Genomic DNA, 17,290 nt, shown 5'->3' with positions numbered 1-17,290 from the left:
ATCCGAGCCGGGAGGGCCGCGTCCGGGCGAACGTCCGCCGTCACGCCGCGGCCACGCGCGGGACGCTCCTCCGCCGCGCCGCATCGCGCGGCGCCGCTCCCGGCCTCGTCGTGGCGCGTCGCCATTGAAGGCGATCGCGCGCTCCGATAGCGTCGCTATGCGACGATGGAGTGCCAGAACCTCACCCCATTCGACGCCCTCGCCTACAGCGCCCTGGATGCGCACGACGAGGAGCACCATGTGGTCGCGCTCAAGGCGGCCTACCGCCTCGTCCCCGGAGACGGCGGGGAGGTGACGCACCGCTGCGAGCTCGCCCCGGGCGACGGCGCGGGGCTGCTGCTCCTGCGCGACGCGTTCGAGGGGGAGGTGAACGCGTCGAGCGTCCGCGCCGAGAGCGATCTCGCGCCGTTCAAGCCGCGCTGCGACGTGCTCGTGCGCGCGACCGCGTGGGCGCCCGGCGCGGAGCCCGCGGAGCGCTGGACGGCCCGGCTGCGCGTGACGGAGCCGGACGCCCAGCACCCCGGCGGCGCTGGCGCGCGCGAGCCGCCGCGGCGCGCGCTCGTCGACAAGACGCTGGAGGTGTGCGGGCCGCGGTGGTTCGAGCGGACGGCGGAGGGCTGGCAGCTCACGCGGCCCGAGCCGGCGGCGAGCGTGCCGGTGCGCTGGGAGCGCGCCTTCGGAGGCCGCAGCCTCGTGAGCGCCGAGCCCGGCAGGGCGCCCCTGCTCGACGAGGTGTGCTTCACGAACCCCGTCGGCCGCGGGTGGATGGAAGCGCGCTACCTCGATGCGCTGCGCGACGCCGGCGCGCCGGCGCCCGAGCGCGTCGCGGCGCCGCAGATCGAGCGACCCGACAGCCGGGTGACGCGCCTCGCCGTGGCGTCGCACCCGCCGCACGCCGTGGAGGCGCCGCAGATGGCGGAGATCGCGGCGGGCTACCCGTTCGCGCCCGCGGGCCTCGGGTGCGTGGGGCGCGCGTGGACGCCGCGGCTCCAGCGCGCGGGCACCTACGACGAGGCGTGGGCGGCCGGCCGGCACCCGTTCCTCCCCGACGACTTCTCGTTCGCGTACTGGAACGCGGCGCCCGACGATCAGCAGATCCCGCACCCCGGCCACGGCCTGCGCGTCGAGCTGTGGCGCCTCGCGCGCCCCGACCTCGCCTGCGACGGGCGCGTCGCGTTCGAGCTGCCGCCGCACCGGCCCTTCGTGATGGCCTGGATCGCGGGGCTGCCGGTGCCGGTGCCCGCGGCGCTCGACACGCTCTCGGTGGACGCCGAGTCCATGGTCGTGACGTGCGTGTGGCGGGCGCTCGTGGCGCGCGCGTTCGGGGTGCAGCGGCTGGAGGCGCGCTTCGAGGTCGACCCGCGCGCTCCGCTCTTGAAGATGGAGGTCCGGCGTGGCTGAGAACGTCCTCTCCCGCAGGCAGGAGCCCTGGATGGCGGTGTCGTGCGCGCCCGACGTGTGCAAGACGCCGATGGGATCGAGCACGCCGCCCGTGCCGTACAACGTGGTCTCCAGGCTCTCGCCCGCGCTCGACGCCAGCGAGGACGTGCACGCCAACGACGGCCGCGTGCAGAAGCACGCGCTGACCGTGATGCCGACGACCGAGGGCGACGAGCCGGGCAGCGCCAAGGGCGTCGTGAGCGGCACCGTGGGCCAGCAGAGCTGGTCGCAGACGCACAGCCCGAGCGTCCTGGTCAACTCGCACCCGGTCGTGCGCCACGACGACCTGGCGCAGATGAACGGCGACAAGGCGGCGCAGGACAAGGCCGACAAGAAGGCCCGCTACGAGTGCCGCAAGGCGCAGATCGAGGCGGGCAAGAACAGCGACGACCCGGCGACGCGCGAGGCCGCCGCGCGCTTCGAGCGCAACACGATCGCCGCGGAGAAGGCCGCGCTCTCGGGCCACTCGTACGACCCGTCGAAGCCCGCGCCGACGGGCTGGCGCGACATCAGCGACGACCCCGAGGCGCTCGCGCGCTACGGGCTCACGCCGGGTGATCTGGACGGCAGCCGCCCCGGCGCGACGCGGCTCTACGAGCCGGACCCCGACGTCTTCGGCAGCGATCAGCGGCCCACGGTGGCGTTCCGGGGGACGGAGAACGGCGCGGACTGGAAGAACAACCTCGCGCAGGGGCTCAACATGGACTCGCCGTACTACCGCGACGCGGTGCGCGTGGGGAACACGCTCGGGAACAGCGTGGACTACACGGGCCACTCGCTCGGCGGGGGCCTCGCGTCGGCCGCGGCGACGGCGGGCGGCTCGCGCGGCTGGACGTTCAACGCGGCGGGCCTCAACGCGGGCACGGTGACGGGCTACGGCGGCACGGAGCGCCCGGCCGACATCGAGGCGTACCGCGTCCAGGACGAGGTGCTCACGGGCTTCCAGGAGCAGGGGTGGAAGGGCACCCTGGCCGCGTGGGCCGCCGGCGGCTTGTGGGGCGCCCTGGCCAAGGTGGGCCTGAGCGCCGTCATGCCGGACGCTGTCGGCACGAAGTACGATCTGCCCGCGTCGAGCCTGGACCCGTACAACCGGCACCTCATGCCCGACGTCATCAACGGCATCGAGAAGCAGAAGCAGGCGGACCAGCGGAAGATCGCCGAGAAGACCGGCAAGAGATGCTGAGCGGAGCCACCATGCGCGCGCCCGATCCCGAACGCTTCTTCCTCGGCCCGCAGCGCGAGCTCGCGCGGGCCATCGCGGCCGCCGACCTCGCGGCCGTCCGCGCGCTCGCGCCGGCGACGGACCTGAACACGCCCGGCGCGGAGGACATGACGCTGCTCGTGTTCGCGATGCACAGGGCGTCGGGGCAGGAGCCCGCGCGCTTGCAGATCGTGACCGAGCTCGTGCGCGCCGGCGCCGACGTGTTCCACGTGGTGCCGCTCCTCTCGAGCGCCCTCGATCTGGCGATCCTCGCGAAGAGCCCGGCCTTCCTGCGGGCGATGCTCGACGGCGGCGTGTCGCCCGACGCGCGGGTCGGCCGCGGCCACACGCCGGCGCTCTTCCATGCGGCCTCGGAGGCGACGGTCGAGAGCATGCGCCTCCTCCTCGACCGCGGCGCGGACGTGAACGCCCGCGACGCGATCGGGACGCCGGCGATCACCTACGCGCTGCGCGCGCTGCAGCTCGACCAGGTGGAGGAGCTGCTCGACCGGGGCGCCGATCCCCGCGCGGTGAACCGCCTCGGGCAGTCGTTCGCGCGCGTGCTGGAGGAGCTCATGGCGCGGCAGCTCCCGGGCTCGTCCGCGCTCCGCAAGATGGCGGCGATCCGCGACAGGATCGCGCGGCAGGGCGTGCAGTGGCCGCCCGACCCGCCCGAGGTCGAGCGCGAGCGCATGCGGCAGCGCGGCGAGGAGCCGATCGTCCCCGTCGGCCAGGCGCGGTGAGGTGACCCCATGGCAACCGGCAACACCATCGGACGCATCGTCGGTCAGACCCCTGTGCGCGCGGTGCCCGCGGAGCAGGCCAACCCCGCCGTGCAGCTCTTCCAGGGCCTCGAGCGGCTCGTGCCCATGTGGCAGCAGCTCGGCGGGCTCGCGCAGCAGCTCCTCGGCGGCGGGCGCGGCGGCGGGGCGGCGGCGATCGGCGCAGCCGCGGCGGCCTTCGGCGGAGCGCGCGGGGCCGGGGCGGGCGTTCCGGGGCCCGGGGACGTCGCGTCGGCCGAGGAGCTCGGCGCGCGCCTGACCGAGCTGGGACGCCTCGTGCGGACGCCGCCCGAGGCGATGGACGGGCCCGCGCGGCCCGATCAGATCCGGACGCGCCGGATCACCGAGGAGATCCTGGGGCTGGCGATGCGCGTGTCGGGGCCGCGCGGCCAGCCGGTGCACGAGCTCGCGCTCGGCGCGGCGCGGGAGCGGGTCGAGGCGCTCGCGGCGACGGCGCCGTCGCCGGCGCAGGCGGCGCAAGCCGTGGGCAACGCGCTGACGATGGCGCAGATGCGCGGGGCCAACGGGCCGGTGCTGGAGATGCTCCGGTCGGTGCTCGCGGGGCTGCAGCAGGCGCTGCGCCTGATCCAGGGGATCACGGGCCGGAACGACGGCGCGCAGATCCGGAAGCCTCCGCGTCCAGCGCCCTAGCGCGACAAGCGGGTCGAACGCGCCTGAAACGAGCAGGATTTCGAACCGCCAAGACGCCAAGATTTCTGTCTTTTCTTGGCGTCTTATGGCGTCTTGGCGATTCATTTCTCGCTCGCTGGGCGGCCCCGGTGTCCAGATGGGCGCCCCGGTGTCCAGATGAGCCGCCTGCGTGTCCAGATGGGCGGCCCCGGTGTCCAGATGAGCCGCCTGCGTGTCCAGATGGGCGGCCCCGGTGTCCAGATGAGCCGCCTGCGTGTCCAGATGGGGGCCCCGGTGTCCAGATGGGCGGCCCGGGTGTCCAGATGCGCCCGCAAGGGCTTGCGTATCGACGCAAGCCCTTGCGGTGCCGCGCAGCAGGCTGCGCGACCTGGCTCCGGCGCCTGCGAGCCCCGCCGGACTCGTCCCTCGGGTCAGAAATCCTGCCAGCGCTCTGCCTCGCGAGTGGAGAGATTCAACGCAAAGGCGCAAAGACGCAAAACTACAAAGATTCTCTCTTTTTTTTGCGCCTTTACGCCTTTGCGCCTTTGCGCCTTTGCGTTGAAATCTCGCTCCGGATCCCTGGCCGACTCCTGGTGCGCGGGACTAGATGAACACGACGGGCTGCTCCCAGATCGCGAGGACGATGCAGCCCTCGGCGCTCGAGACGCTGTGCCGCGTGCCCGGCGAGTTCACGACGAGCGTGCCGGCGCGGTGGTGCCCGCGCTCGTCCGACTGCGAGCCCGCGAGCACGAGGATGTGCTCGCGCCCGCGATGGACGTGCTGCGGCACGGACGCGCCCGGCGCATAGCGCAGGAGCGCCGCCGAGGCGCCCGCGTCGCCGCTGCCGTAGAGGCGGTGAATCTCGACGCCCTCCCGGAACCGCCGCCACGGGACCGACTCCGGATGAGCGGCCATCGCCGCCACGTTCGCAACGATGAACGGCAACTGCACAACTGCCGGATCCCGCGCCGGTGCTGGATTCGTGGCTGTCATCGCGAACCTCCCGTGTTGAGCGAACATGCCACGGCGCCGGGCGCGCGCTCAATCGCTATTCAACGAGGCGCGAAGAGTTCATGGGCGGGAAAAGTTTCAGAAATGTAGGGGCGCGTAGAGATCCAGAGCGTGAAGAGCACCCTGCGAACTCCTCTGCTCCACACGGCGCGCGCCCTCCTGCGCCCGCTGCTCCTCGCGCTCTCGCTCCTGCCGGCGGCCGCCTGCAGCAAGGAGGCGCCGGGCGACCAGCCGCTCACGGTGGGATTCGTCTACGTCGGCGCCAGGGACGACTACGGTTACAACCAGGCGCACGCGGAGGGCGCCGCCGCCGTCGCCAGGCTGGCCGGCGTGAAGACCCGCGAGGAGGAGAACGTCCCCGAGACGGTCGCCGTCCAGAAGACCATCGAGAGCATGATCAACCTCGACGGGGCGTCGGTCATCTTCCCGACGTCCTTCGGTTACTTCGATCCGCACATCCTCAAGGTGGCAGAGAAGTTCCCGGACAGGACGTTCCTCCACTGCGGCGGCCTCTACGACGCATCGAAGCACCCGAGCAACGTCGGCAGCTACTTCGGCTACATCGACGAGGCGGAGTACGTGTCCGGCATCGTCGCCGGCATGACGACGAAGAGCGGCAAGCTCGGGTTCATCGCGGCCAAGCCGATCCCGCAGGTGCTGCGCAACATCAACGCGTTCACGCTGGGCGTCCGGAGCGTGAACCCGGGCGCGAAGACCGCCGTGATCTTCACCGGCGACTGGTCGATGCCCGTCAAGGAGGCCGAGGCGGCCAACAGCCTCATCGACCAGGGCGTCGACGTCCTCACAGCCCACGTCGACTCGCCGAGGGTGATCATCGAGCTCGCCGAGCGCCGCGGCGCCTTCAGCACCGGCTACCACACGAACCAGGCGACGCTCGCGCCCAGGGGATACCTGACCGGGGCCGAGTGGAACTGGTCCAAGGTGTACACGGACTACCTGGCGTCGATCCGCGAGGGGAAGCCGTATCCGCACCTCCTGCGGGGCGGCTTCAAGGAGGGGTTCGTCAAACTCTCGCCGTACGGGCCCGCCGTCTCCGAGGAGGCGAAGAAGAAGGCCGAGGAGGCGAAGGCGAGGCTCACGGAGGGCACGCTCACCATCTTCAAGGGGCCCATCAAGGACAACGAGGGAAAGGTGGTCATCGCCGAGGCCGTCGAGCAGCAGCAGACCGACATCGCGCTCGAGAGCATGAACTACCTCGTGGACGGCGTGGTCGGCTCGGTGAGCCCGTAGCGCGGCGCGCGGCGGAGAGCGCGTGGGCCGTCAGGACGCCAGGGACATCAAGAGGCTCGTCTCCGGGTCTTCTTGGCGTCCCTGGCATCCTGGCGGTTCTCCTCCGCTGGTCCCTCTGGTCTCTCCCTGCCCGTCATAGCGCCGCGAGGACGGCGGTGGCCGGCGCGGTCCAGCCGACGATCGCCCCCTGGGCGCGGACCATCTCCAGGGTCGCCGCCTTGAACTCCGGGAAATAGCTCTCCGTGGCGTCCTCGATCAGCAGGCACTCGTAGCCGCGGTCGTTCGCCTCGCGCATCGTCGTCTGGACGCAGACCTCCGTCGTCACGCCGGCGAGGAGGAGCTGAGAGACGCCGAGCGCCTGGAGCCTGGCGTCGAGCCCCGTCCGGTAGAACGCGCCCTTGCCCGGCTTCGGCACGACGAGCTCCCCGGGCGCGGGCGCGAGCTCGGGCACGAAGTCGTTGCCCGGCTCGCCGAGGACGAGGATGCGCCCCATCGGGCCGACGTCGCCGATGCGCATGCCCGGAGCGCCCCGGTTCCGCTTGGCGGGCGGGCAGTCGGAGAGAGCCGGCCGGTGGCCCTCCTTCGTGTGGAGGATGGGCAAGCCGCGCTCGCGGAACGCGTCGAGGAGGAGGCGGACCGTCGGCACGATGCGCTGGAGCCGCCGGACGTCGTTGCCGAGCGCCGCGCCGAAGCCGCCCGGCTCGAGGAAGTCGCGCTGCATGTCGATGACGAGCAGCGCGACCGAGTCCGGCCCGGCGAGGCGGAACGGGTGCGGCCTCGCCGCGATCTCGAGGGCCCGCGGCGTCACGCGTGCCCCGCCATCGCGCGGCCGATCGCCGCGATGTCGGCCGAGGCGATCGGCGACTCGTGGACGATGCGGCCCCCGCTCATCACGAGGACGCGGTCGGCCATGGCGAAGATCTCGTCGAGATCCGCGCTCACGAGGAGGACGGCCGCCCCGCGGTCGCGCGCCTCGAGGATGCGGGCGCGGATCTCGGCGACGGCCGCGAAGTCGAGCCCGAAGCAGGGGTTCGCGGCGATGAGGAGCTCGACGCGCTCGTCGACGCGCTCGTCGACGCCGACCCCGAGCCCGAGCTCGCGCGCGAGGACCGCGCGCTGCACGTTGCCGCCGGAGAGCGCGCCGATCGGCGCGTCGACCGAGGGCGTCTTGACCGCGTACGCGGCGACGAGGCGCTCGGCCGATCGCCGGAGCGCGTCGCGGCTCACGCCCCAGCGGAGCCGGGTGAAGGGCGGCCTGTCGAAGACGCGGAAGCCGATGTTCTCGGCGACGGTCATCGCCGGCACGCAGGCGTTGCGCAGCGGCTCCTCGGGCAGGCACCGCACCCCGTGCGCGCGGGTCTCCTCGCGCCCGGCGCCGTACGGGGCGTCGTGGACGAGCACCCTCCCGGAGCGGGCGGGCCGCTGGCCCGCGAGCACCTCGACGAGCTCCTCCTGCCCGTTGCCCGAGACGCCGGCGATGCCGACGATCTCCCCGCGGCGCACCGTGAGCGTCACGCCGTCGAGCGCCGGCCTGCCGCGATCGTCGCGCGCGGCGAGATCCTCGACGCGCAGCACCGGCGCGCCGGGGGGCGCGTCGCTGCGCGCCGCGGCGACGCGCGGCGGCTGCGCGCCGACCATCATCTCGGCCATGGCCGCCGGTGTGAGGTCCCGGGCCTCGCCCCGGCCCGCGACCCGGCCGCGCCGCAGCACCGTGACCTCGTCCGCGAAGGCCGTCACCTCGCGGAACCTGTGCGAGATCATGAGCACGCTGAGCCGCCGCGCGTCGGCCATGCGGCGGAGCATCCCGAGCACCTCGTCGGCCTCCGCGGGCGTGAGGACCGACGTCGGCTCGTCGAGGATGACGATCCGGCTGCCGAGGTAGAGCTGCTTCAGGATCTCGAGCTTCTGCTTCTCGCCGGCGGCCAGCGAGCGCGCGGGCCGATCCGGATCGATCTGGAACGGCATGCGCGCCATGAACGCGCGGATCGCCGCGCGCTCCCTTGCCCAGTCGATCACGAGCGGGAGCGACGGGCGCGCGAGGACGAGGTTCTCGGCCACCGTCATGTTCATGACCAGGGTGAAGTGCTGGTAGACCATGCCGATCCCCAGCGCCTGCGCCTCGCGCGGGCTCCGGATCGACAGGGCGGCGTCGCCGACCCGCACCTCGCCCGCGTCGGCCCTGTGGTAGCCCATGATGCACTTGACGAGCGTGCTCTTGCCGGCGCCGTTCTCGCCGAGGAGCGCGTGGAAGCTCCCGGGCAGGAGGCGCAGCGAGACGTCGTCGAGCGCGAGCAGCGGGCCGAACCGCTTCGTGATCCCGACGGCGGAGAGCGCCGGCGGCGGCGCGGGCAGGGCGGGCTCGACGGCGGCGCGCGCGGGCCTCGCCGCCGGACCCGGGAGGACGCCCGGGGCCGTCACGACGCGAGCGCCTCCAGGAGCGCCGAGGAGGTCGAGACCGCGCCGAAGACGCCGTTCTGCATCGTGATCATCTTCAGCGCGGCGGCGTGGTTGCCGGGATCCGTGGCGGCGCAGCAGTCGGACAGCAGGAGGCACTCGTAGCCGCGGTCGTTCGCCTCGCGCATCGTCGTGTGCACGCAGACGTCGGTCGTGATCCCGGTGAGGATCAGGTTGTCGACGCGGCGCTGGCGCAGGATGAGATCGAGATCCGTCGCGCAGAACGAGCCCTTGCCGGGCTTGTCGATGACCGGCTCGCCGGGCAGGGGCGCGAGCTCGGGGATGATCTCCCAGCCGGGCTCGCCGCGGACGAGCACCCGCCCGCGCGGCCCCGCGTCGCCGATGCCGACGCCCGTGCCGCGCCCGCCGTCGGTCCGGCGCGAGCGCCACCGCTTGTTCGCCGGCAGGTCGGAGAGGTCCGGCCGGTGCCCCTCGCGCGTGTGGAGGACGTGGACGCCGCGGCGGCGCGCCCACGCGAGCACGCGCTGGATCGGCGCGACGCACGCCCGCGTGAGCGAGATGTCGTAGCCGAGCAGATCGATGTACCCGCCCTTGCCGCAGAAATCGGCCTGCATGTCGATGACGACGAGGGCCGTGTTCTCGGGGCGGAGATCGCCGTTGTACGGCCAGGCGTAGGGGTCAGCGGCCACGTGGGTCATGCGTCGGGTCCTCCTGTGATCCAGCGACTGGCGTTGCTTGCGTCTCGTTGCGTCGTTTGCGTCTCGTTGCGTCGTCTGCGTCTCGTTGCGTCCTTCGCGGGTCCTTTTGCGCTCACCGCGCGAGCGTGAGCTCGGCGGGCTGGTCGGGCAGGGTCCGGGTCGCGGAGCTCGTCGCGACCATGAGGGCCAGCGTGACGAGGTACGGCGCGGCGTTGAAGAGGTGGTACCCCCAGGTGACGCCCACGGACTGGAGCGCCGGGCCGAGCGCGCTCGCGCCGCCGAAGAGGAGCGAGGCCCAGAGGCAACGCACCGGGTTCCAGCGCGCGAAGATGACGAGCGCGACCGCCATGAGACCCTGTCCGCTCGACAGGCCCTCGTTCCAGCTCCCGGGGTAGAAGAGCGAGAGGAACGAGCCGCCGACACCAGCGAGGAAGCCGCCGGCCATCGTCGCGCGCCGCCGGACGAGGTCGACGTCGACGCCCATCGCGCGGGCGCTGTCGGCGCTCTCGCCGACGGTGCGCAGCACGAGCCCGGGCCGCGTGCGGTTCAGCACCCAGAGCAGGAGCGGGGCGAGCGCGGCGCCGACGAGGAAGAGCGCGTTCACCTGGAGCGCGGCGCGCACCTGCGGGAGGTCGCTGAAGAAGCCGAGCGGGATGGCGGGCAGGCGCGGGGCCGTGGGCTTGATGAGCGGCTTGCCGAGGAAGAAGGCGAGGCCGACGCCGAAGAGCATGAGCGCGATGCCGACGGCGATGTCGTTGACGCGCGGCTTCGCGCAGAGCCACGCGTGGAGCGCGCCGAGCGCCGCGCCGAGGGCGCCGGCGGCGAGCACGCCGAGCCAGGCGGAGCCGGTGAGGTACGAGGCGCCGTAGCCGCCCATCGCGCCCATGACGAGCGTGCCCTCGAGGCCGAGGTTCACGCGGCCGCTCTTCTCCGTGAGGCACTCGCCGAGGCTCACGAACAAGAACGGCGTGCTGACGCGGAGCGCCCCCGCGGCGACCGCGAGGGGAATGCCCCAGAGCCCGAGCGCCCCGGCGTCGTCCATCACGCCACCGACGGCGCCGGCGCCGCCTGGGGGGAGCCCGGGGCCCGCGCGAGGCGGAGGCGGCCGCGGAGCGCCTCGCTCGCGAGGATCGCGAGGAACAGGATGCCCTGGAGCACGCTCACCGTCGCGTCGGGGAGCTGCGCGGCGCGCTGCACGAGGCCGCCGCTCGCGCCGATGCCGCCGAGCAGCAGCGCGACAGGCACGATCGCGATCGGGTGGTGGCGCGCGAGGAACGCGACGAGGACGCCGGTGTAGCCGTAGCCGCTGACGAGCGACGCGCTGGCCCGGCCGTGGACGGCGGCGACCTCGACCATGCCGGCGAGGCCAGCGCACGCGCCGGCGAGCATGCACGTGAGCACGACGAGGCGCTTCACCGGCAGGCCGGCGAGGAGCGCGGCGCGGACGTTGCCGCCGCTCATCGCCGCGGCGAAGCCGAAGGTCGTGCGGTGCATGAGCACGTAGCAGAGCGCGCAGGCGAGCACGCCGTAGGCGAGGCCCCAGTGGACCTCGACGCCGGGCAGATCCCCGAGCGCGTTCTCGGCGGCGAGGGGGGCCGTCGACGGCTTGTTCAGGCTCGCGGGGTCGCGCAGCGCGCCCTCGACGAGGTGGTTCAGGAGGGCGACGCCGACGTAGTTGAGGAGCAGGCTGCTGATGGTCTCGCTGACGCCGCGGTGGACGCGCAGGGCGCCGGCGACGCCGACCCAGAGCGCGCCGGCGGCGAGCCCCGCGGCGAGCATCGCGGCGAGCACCGCGGGCGGCGGCGCGCGCAGCGCCTGCGCGCCGAGCCCCGCCGCCGCGGCCGCGAGCCCGCCCATCACCATGGCGCCCTCGCCGCCGATGACGATGAGGCCGAGGCGCGCCGGCAGGGCCGTGCAGAGCGCCGTCAGCAGGAGCGGCGCGGCGCGGAGCAGGGTGTTCTGGAACGAGAACCACGTGCCGAAGGCGCCGCGGTACATCTCGTAATAGACGTCGAAGGGGTTCGCACCCTGGGTCGCCACGAAGGCGCCGAACACGAGGAGCGAGGCCGCGATGGCCCCGGCAGGGATGGCGATCGACTCGGCTGCCTCGCGCCCGAGCAGCCCGCGCGGAATGAGCTTCACGGCGCCGACGATACGGCCTCCACTATTTCCGCGATTTTTCGGCGATCTTGCAGGGCGTCGCGGGCGCGCCCTGATCGCGAAAATACGGTCGTCGTGACGCGGCGCCGCGCCTCGCCGGAAGGCGCACCGACGGAGAGGCCCGCCGGAGCGGCGCCCTCCCGTCGTGACGTGCGGCGAGAGGTCGTCGGTGAGGCCGCACGATGCTGCGGTGTGGTGGCCGTGGCGACCGCGAACGAACCGCACAGATCGGCCGCCGCCGGTCGGGCCTCAGCCTTGCACGGTGCGCCGCGCAGTCCTGTGAGCCCCGATCCGGAGGTGTCCTCGGCATGCGGTTCGGCCGATCGTTCCTGCTCCTCGTGGGCGCCAGCGCCCTGATCGCGCCCCGCGCGACGGGCGCCGCCGAGCTCACGTGTCCATCGAGCGCGACCCTCGAGGCGCTCGTCGCGTGCATTCGCGACCAGATGCCCGGCAGGGGCTCGGGGATGTTCGTCGCCCCGAGCTTCACCGAGATGGACGCCTGGCGGAGCGCCGTCAGCACCATGATGCACGGCGCCTGCGACTTCGTGCTCCCGCCCAGCCTGTGGTCGCTCGCGCGGGTCCGATCCTTCCGCGACGCGGAGAGCGGCCGCCCGTACTGCCTGCTGATGGAGACCGCCGACTGGAACGGGGACGGCGTCGTCGACCGCGGGTTCGGCGCGTTCATCGTGGACGCGTCCGCGGAGCGGGAGCTCAGCCATCAGGTGTCGCACCCGATCGCGGACGCAGGGACGGAGAGCCAGGCCATCGCCGTCTTCAAGAAGACGAGATCCCGCACCTTCCTGCTGGCCGGCGCGCACCGCGACGCGATCCCGGGCAGCCGCTGGCTTCACGGCCCCTCGATGGGCTCGGACGTCGCCCACAACGCGGCGACCATGTTCCACGCGGCGCACGCGGCGATCGCGGCCCATTACGGGTGGAAGCCGTGGTGGGCCGTCCAGTGGCACGGGATGGCGGAGGACACGTGCGAGGGCGTGGATGTGCACCTCTCTCACGGCGTGGACACCGCCCCCGCGGCGGGCGACAAGATCCTGGAGCTCAGGAGCAACCTGCTCGCTTACCAGCCGACATGGCGGATCGGCGTGCCCGGCAGCCGGATGTGCTCGCTCAACGCGACGAGCAACGTCCAGGGCAGGCTCCTCAACGACGGCGCGCCGACCGGCTGGGCTCACGGCGGCTCGCCGAGCGGCTGGATCCACGGCGGCTCGCCGGCAGGCTGGAGCTTCGGGCGCCCGGCCGCGGCCCACCCTCGGCGGTTCGTGCACATCGAGCAGCACCCCGGGGTCCGCGACGCCGATCGGTGGATCGGCGCCGTGCTGGCCACCTGGCCGTGAAGGGCGTGGCGCCGGATTGCCCGTGAACGGAGGAGCGCTCCGCGCGGCGTCCGGACCAACTCGTCGCGCGCCTGCATGCGCGGCGCGCGTCTCGCGCGAGCGCCGGTCGGCCTCGCTCATGAACCCCTGTCTGGAGGTGTCCACATCATGCGGCTCCAATCAGCGATGTTGCTCGTGCTCGGCGTCAGCGCCCTGATCTCGTCTCGCGCGGCGATGGCAGCCCAGCTCACCTGCTCGGCGAGCGCGACCCTCGAGGATCTGACGGTGTGCATCCGCGGCCAGATGCCCCCCCGGGACTCGGGGGGGTTCGTCGCCCCGAGCTCCACGCAGGTGAGCGGCTGGCGGAGCGTCGTCCGCGCGATGATGCGCGGCACGTGCAACACCGCGCTGCCGTCGAGCCTGTCGCCGTTCCTGCGGATCCGGTTGCTCCGCGACGCCGACAACGGACGCCGGTATTGCGTGCTCATGGAGACAGGCGACCAGGACGAGGACGGGTTCGTCGATCGCGGGACTGGCACCTTCATCGTGAACGCAGCCGCCGAGCGGGAGCTCAGCCACACGGCGCCGCACCCGATCTCGGACATGACCACGGAGACGGAGGCGGTCACCGTCTTCAAGGAGACGAGATCCCGCACCCTCCTGCTGGCCGGGACTCACCGCGACGCCAGCCTCGCCGTCAGCACCTGCCAGAGCTCGACGATGCTCTCGGACGTCGCCCACAACGTGGCGAACATGTTCCACGCGACCCACCTGGAGCTCGCGGCCCATTACGGACCGCGTCCGTGGTGGGTGATCTCGTGGCACGGCATGGCGGAGGACACCTGTCCGGCCGTGGATGTCCACCTGTCTCACGGAATGGATGTCCCCGCCGCGGAAGGGGACAGGGCGCTGGCGCTCAGGAACAACTTGCTCGCCGATCATCCTGAATGGCGGATCGGGCTCCCGGGCCGCGGTCTGTGCTCGCTGAACGGGACGACCAACGTTCAAGGCAGGTACCTCAACGGCGTGCCGGCGAGCAGCGTCTGCGGCAGGGAAGCGGCGAGGTACAGCGGGCGCTTCGTCCACATCGAGCAGGATCCCGGGTTCCGGGATCCGGACAGCTGGATCGCCGCGGTGCTGGACACCTGGCCCTGACGCTCGGCCCCGGCGCGATCGTCTGCCCGGAGAGGACGCCTGGCGGCACGCGCAAAAAACGGAGCATTTACCGTACCTCGCCCTCGCTCCGCAATACGACGAACGTGCATCTGTCGCCGGCGTGTGCCCCGTCGTAGCGTCCCCGTCGCGTCCTGTCCTGCTGCGGGCGCCCTCCCTGGAGCCGGAGAACACCCATGACCCGTCAAGGTACGTCTGTCCCGATCGCCTCCCTCCTCCGCATCCTCGTCCCGATCAGCGTCGCGCTCCTCGCGGGCGGCTGCTCGCAAGCGCCGGCGGAGGTCCACGAGCGCCTCGGCGGGGACGAGGCCGCGCTGACCGACGCGCAGCGCCTCTCCGCGCATCGCGGGGGAGGCGACGTTCACCCCACGAGCTGCGGGGACCTCCCGAGCGCCGAACCGTCGAGCTTGCCCTACTGGACCGCGATCGCGCAGAACGGAGCCATCCCCGACGCCCTCTGGGACGGTTCGAGCGCATATCAGGACGGCCGGTTCTACATCTTCGGCGGGTTGAACGGGACGTACCCGAACGACGAGGCGGTGGCCGATTTCAGCGTCTTCGACGTCGACACGCGGACCTGGCACGATCTCGGCGAGCACACGGGCGGGCCCTCCGCACGGGCCGAGGCGATGATGTGGAGCGTCGCCGAGGACGACGCCCTGATCGTCTCCGGCGGGAGAGGCCCTTTCCGGCGCGGGCTCGATCTCACGCACCAGGACACGTTCCGCTTCGATCGGGGGCACGGGTGGACGCAGGTCGCGCAGAACGCGGCCGAAGTCGGGCTCGCGAATCGCTCCACGGAGGCGGTCGCCGTGCGACGGAAGGGCAAGCACAAGACCGTCGCGTACGCCTTCTCGGGATCGTCGTCGACGCTGTCGGGCTTCATCAACCGCCCGGACGGCCTCCAGCACGACCTGGTCCGCTACAAGAACGGCTGGAAGCAGGTCGCGACCGGCTCGCCTGTCCCGCGCGCTCGAGCCCATCACCCGCTCGTGTACGCCGAGGGCTGGAACGCCCTCCTGGTCTACGGCGGATACACGAACGACGCCGTGAACGGGACCGGCCTGTTCACGCCGGAGAACTACCTCGGCGATCTCTGGATGCTCGACGTCGACACGGAGACCTGGGAGCAGATCGCCTTCGACGAGGACAGCGGACCTGGCCGCCGCGACAACGCGAAGCTTGTCGCCGACGAGCGCGGCAATCGAATCTGGCTCTTCGGGGGCAGCCAGTTCGACGGCACCACCCTGTCGGATGTCTGGTGCTTCGATCTCGGCACCGGGGGCTGGACGCGCGTGGACACCGCGATGGCGGGGCCGGCGCCGGCGCCGCGGTTCGGCCAGTTCTCTTTCTCCCGCAGGACCGCCACGGCCTACGAGCTCTACATCTTCGGGGGAGCGACCGCGGAGTTCGCGCCGGTGCTGCTCAACGACATGTGGAGATTGACGATCCCCCTCGCCGGCGACGACTGAACGGACGGGAGCTCGGCCACGGCCAGGAACCGCTCCGTCATCGAGCTCGGCAGGGTCGCCGCGGTCGGTCACGGCGGTGCGTCGTGGTCTCCGCAGGTGAGGCATTCAGACAGCAGCAGCAGCAGGCGCGCGACTGGGCCTGGGCGACGGGGACCGGAGGAGCGCACACGCCGAATGCCGTGCAGGGGCCTGCGTCAACATCACCTCGGAAAGGGCAGGTTCGACACTGGCATTTAACTTGAATGGACCGGCCCGACCCTTCTCCAGATAGCGTAAGTACAACCTTGAAAGGATGACCCATGAGGTATCTTGCAGACTCGCTTCTCCACTCTCTGACGATCCCGGCTCTCTCCACCCTGCTGCTCGCGGGCTGCACCAGCGCCGGCCCCTCCGCGGCTGGCGGCGACGAAGGCGGGGAGGCCGTGGGCGAGGCCCATGACGCGCTCACCCCCGAGCAGTGCAGCTATTTCGATCCCGGCGGCAAGGTCCAGATCTGCCACCACACCGGCTCCGCGACGAAGCCGTACACGATCCTTCGTATCAGCGACCAGGCGTGCATCGACGCGCACAGCGCCCACGACGGTGACTACATCACCAGCACCGACCCGAGCTCGCCGCTCTACGACCCGACCTGCAACGGCCAGGGCTGCCTGCCGGTGGGGGCGCCGTGCGACGCCATGCCGCCGTGCTGTGACGGCCTCACGTGTCAAGACGGCACGTGCACCGATGTCGACGAGTGCGCGCTGGGCACCGACGACTGCGACGCGAACGCCGCCTGCGCCAACACGCCGGGCTCGTTCACCTGCGCTTGCACTGCGGGGTACTCCGGGGACGGGACGACGTGCACCGACATCGACGAGTGCGCGCTGGGCACCGACGACTGCGACGCGAACGCCGCCTGCACCAACACGCCGGGCTCGTTCACCTGCGCTTGCACTGCGGGGTACTCCGGGGACGGGACGACGTGCACCGACATCGACGAGTGCGCGCTGGGCACCGACGACTGCGACGCGAACGCCGCCTGCACCAACACGCCGGGCTCGTTCACCTGCGCTTGCACTGCGGGGTACTCCGGGGACGGGACGACGTGCACCGATGTCGACGAGTGCGCCCTGGGCACCGACGACTGCGACGCGAACGCCGCGTGCACCAACACGCCGGGCTCGTACACGTGTCAGGCTGCATGCAACCCGCCGAACACCCAGTGCGGCGCAGACTGCGCCGACACCACCTCGGACGCGAGCCACTGCGGCGGCTGCGCCAACGCCTGCGCCGCGAACCAGTCGTGCGTGGCCAGCACCTGCGTGGGCAGCGGCAATCTCGGGGTCAGCGTGACGTGGAGTCGGCCCGGCGACCTCGATCTCTTCGTCTCGACTCCCAGCGGGAACGTGATCTTCGCTGGTAACATGGGTCCGAACGCGAACACGGATTTCGGGCAGTTGGATAGAGACGATCTGGTCGGCACCGGCCCGGAGAACATCTTCTGGGATATCGGGGTGACGCCCCCGAGCGGTACGTACCACGTCTGCCTCCTGCCTTTATTCTTCTTGATTCCGCCGACGGTGCTCACCCCGTTGAGCTACACCGTCACCGTGCGGCGTCCCTTCCAGGCGCCGCAGGTCCTCAATGGCTCGTTCACGAGCCCGATCCTCGGCTTCTCCTTCTCGTGCGACCCCGGGCAACCGAGCTACGTGACGTCGTTCACTTATCCGTGATGAGGCTCGCC

General features: G+C 72.1%; 15 protein-coding genes. 9 read left to right on the top strand and 6 right to left on the bottom strand.

What is annotated here, in order from left to right:
- The first annotated feature begins 165 nt into the window (after positions 1 to 165).
- From WMF24_RS23485 to WMF24_RS23470, 4 genes are read left to right on the top strand one after another with little or no spacing between them, the layout of a single operon-like run.
- Positions 166 to 1,401 carry a DUF2169 family type VI secretion system accessory protein gene (locus WMF24_RS23485; RefSeq protein ID WP_437738671.1) on the top strand — a complete coding sequence of 412 codons (1,236 nt, stop codon included), beginning with the start codon at positions 166 to 168 and terminating at the stop codon, positions 1,399 to 1,401.
- The gene (locus WMF24_RS23480) at positions 1,394 to 2,623 is read left to right on the top strand and encodes a DUF4150 domain-containing protein (RefSeq protein ID WP_437738670.1); all 1,230 of its coding nucleotides are present in this window, start codon (positions 1,394 to 1,396) and stop codon (positions 2,621 to 2,623) included. The genes WMF24_RS23485 and WMF24_RS23480 overlap by 8 nt, the downstream gene beginning before the upstream one ends.
- An 11-nt stretch (positions 2,624 to 2,634) precedes the next feature.
- Positions 2,635 to 3,384, top strand: a complete 750-nt coding sequence (locus WMF24_RS23475; protein WP_437738669.1) for an ankyrin repeat domain-containing protein — start codon at positions 2,635 to 2,637, stop codon at positions 3,382 to 3,384.
- Between the two features lie 9 nt (positions 3,385 to 3,393).
- Positions 3,394 to 4,074, top strand: coding sequence for a hypothetical protein (locus WMF24_RS23470; RefSeq protein WP_437738668.1), 681 nt, complete (start codon positions 3,394 to 3,396; stop codon positions 4,072 to 4,074).
- Between the two features lie 582 nt (positions 4,075 to 4,656).
- Here WMF24_RS23470 and WMF24_RS23465 read toward each other — a convergent pair.
- Positions 4,657 to 4,968, bottom strand: a complete 312-nt coding sequence (locus WMF24_RS23465) for a cupin domain-containing protein (RefSeq protein ID WP_437738847.1) — start codon at positions 4,966 to 4,968, stop codon at positions 4,657 to 4,659.
- 219 nt (positions 4,969 to 5,187) lie between these two features.
- On the opposite strand from WMF24_RS23465, the gene WMF24_RS23460 reads away from it, so the two are divergent.
- Entirely contained in the window at positions 5,188 to 6,315 is a 1,128-nt protein-coding gene (locus tag WMF24_RS23460; protein ID WP_437738846.1) for a BMP family ABC transporter substrate-binding protein, read from the top strand.
- Between the two features lie 133 nt (positions 6,316 to 6,448).
- Here the strand turns inward: WMF24_RS23460 and WMF24_RS23455 are convergent, their stop codons facing one another.
- The 5 genes from WMF24_RS23455 to WMF24_RS23435 form a co-directional block, all read right to left on the bottom strand.
- Positions 6,449 to 7,123, bottom strand: coding sequence for a cysteine hydrolase family protein (locus tag WMF24_RS23455; RefSeq protein ID WP_437738667.1), 675 nt, complete (start codon positions 7,121 to 7,123; stop codon positions 6,449 to 6,451).
- Positions 7,120 to 8,667: an ABC transporter ATP-binding protein gene (locus WMF24_RS23450; RefSeq protein ID WP_437738845.1), complete on the bottom strand. Its 1,548-nt coding sequence runs from the start codon at positions 8,665 to 8,667 to the stop codon at positions 7,120 to 7,122. The genes WMF24_RS23455 and WMF24_RS23450 overlap by 4 nt, the downstream gene beginning before the upstream one ends.
- A gap of 62 nt (positions 8,668 to 8,729) precedes the next feature.
- A complete protein-coding gene (gene biuH / locus WMF24_RS23445; protein WP_437738666.1) occupies positions 8,730 to 9,428 on the bottom strand; it encodes a biuret amidohydrolase in 699 nt (232 codons plus the stop codon).
- 112 nt (positions 9,429 to 9,540) lie between these two features.
- Entirely contained in the window at positions 9,541 to 10,470 is a 930-nt protein-coding gene (locus WMF24_RS23440) for an ABC transporter permease (protein ID WP_437738665.1), read from the bottom strand.
- Positions 10,470 to 11,570 carry an ABC transporter permease gene (locus WMF24_RS23435; RefSeq protein ID WP_437738664.1) on the bottom strand — a complete coding sequence of 367 codons (1,101 nt, stop codon included), beginning with the start codon at positions 11,568 to 11,570 and terminating at the stop codon, positions 10,470 to 10,472. The genes WMF24_RS23440 and WMF24_RS23435 overlap by 1 nt, the downstream gene beginning before the upstream one ends.
- A gap of 326 nt (positions 11,571 to 11,896) precedes the next feature.
- Here WMF24_RS23435 and WMF24_RS23430 point away from each other — a divergent pair, with 326 nt between their 5' ends.
- The 4 genes from WMF24_RS23430 to WMF24_RS23415 all read left to right on the top strand — a co-directional run bounded on the left by WMF24_RS23430 (position 11,897) and on the right by WMF24_RS23415 (position 17,279).
- Positions 11,897 to 12,940 (top strand): hypothetical protein, encoded by a 1,044-nt coding sequence (locus WMF24_RS23430; protein ID WP_437738663.1) that lies wholly within the window; start codon positions 11,897 to 11,899, stop codon positions 12,938 to 12,940.
- 147 nt (positions 12,941 to 13,087) lie between these two features.
- Positions 13,088 to 14,074 carry a hypothetical protein gene (locus tag WMF24_RS23425; RefSeq protein WP_437738662.1) on the top strand — a complete coding sequence of 329 codons (987 nt, stop codon included), beginning with the start codon at positions 13,088 to 13,090 and terminating at the stop codon, positions 14,072 to 14,074.
- 194 nt (positions 14,075 to 14,268) lie between these two features.
- Positions 14,269 to 15,564 carry a Kelch repeat-containing protein gene (locus WMF24_RS23420; protein WP_437738661.1) on the top strand — a complete coding sequence of 432 codons (1,296 nt, stop codon included), beginning with the start codon at positions 14,269 to 14,271 and terminating at the stop codon, positions 15,562 to 15,564.
- A 299-nt stretch (positions 15,565 to 15,863) separates the two neighbouring features.
- Positions 15,864 to 17,279: an EGF domain-containing protein gene (locus WMF24_RS23415; RefSeq protein WP_437738660.1), complete on the top strand. Its 1,416-nt coding sequence runs from the start codon at positions 15,864 to 15,866 to the stop codon at positions 17,277 to 17,279.
- Positions 17,280 to 17,290: the final 11 nt, after the last annotated feature.

The sequence above is a fragment of the Sorangium sp. So ce1335 genome, from assembly GCF_051521615.1.
Classification (GTDB): domain Bacteria; phylum Myxococcota_A; class Polyangia; order Polyangiales; family Polyangiaceae; genus Sorangium.
This window is presented reverse-complemented; position numbering and strand designations above follow the sequence as displayed.

Bases quoted from the DNA above. Each gene is read 5' to 3' on its own strand.
- WMF24_RS23485 (WP_437738671.1), top strand. From the start codon at position 166: ATGGAGTGCCAGAACCTCACCCCATTCGACGCCCTCGCCTACAGCGCC.
- WMF24_RS23475 (WP_437738669.1), top strand. From the start codon at position 2,635: ATGCGCGCGCCCGATCCCGAACGCTTCTTCCTCGGCCCGCAGCGCGAG.
- WMF24_RS23470 (WP_437738668.1), top strand. From the start codon at position 3,394: ATGGCAACCGGCAACACCATCGGACGCATCGTCGGTCAGACCCCTGTG.
- WMF24_RS23465 (WP_437738847.1), bottom strand. From the start codon at position 4,968: ATGGCCGCTCATCCGGAGTCGGTCCCGTGGCGGCGGTTCCGGGAGGGC.
- biuH (WP_437738666.1), bottom strand. From the start codon at position 9,428: ATGACCCACGTGGCCGCTGACCCCTACGCCTGGCCGTACAACGGCGAT.
- WMF24_RS23440 (WP_437738665.1), bottom strand. From the start codon at position 10,470: ATGGACGACGCCGGGGCGCTCGGGCTCTGGGGCATTCCCCTCGCGGTC.
- WMF24_RS23430 (WP_437738663.1), top strand. From the start codon at position 11,897: ATGCGGTTCGGCCGATCGTTCCTGCTCCTCGTGGGCGCCAGCGCCCTG.
- WMF24_RS23425 (WP_437738662.1), top strand. From the start codon at position 13,088: ATGCGGCTCCAATCAGCGATGTTGCTCGTGCTCGGCGTCAGCGCCCTG.
- WMF24_RS23420 (WP_437738661.1), top strand. From the start codon at position 14,269: ATGACCCGTCAAGGTACGTCTGTCCCGATCGCCTCCCTCCTCCGCATC.
- WMF24_RS23415 (WP_437738660.1), top strand. From the start codon at position 15,864: ATGAGGTATCTTGCAGACTCGCTTCTCCACTCTCTGACGATCCCGGCT.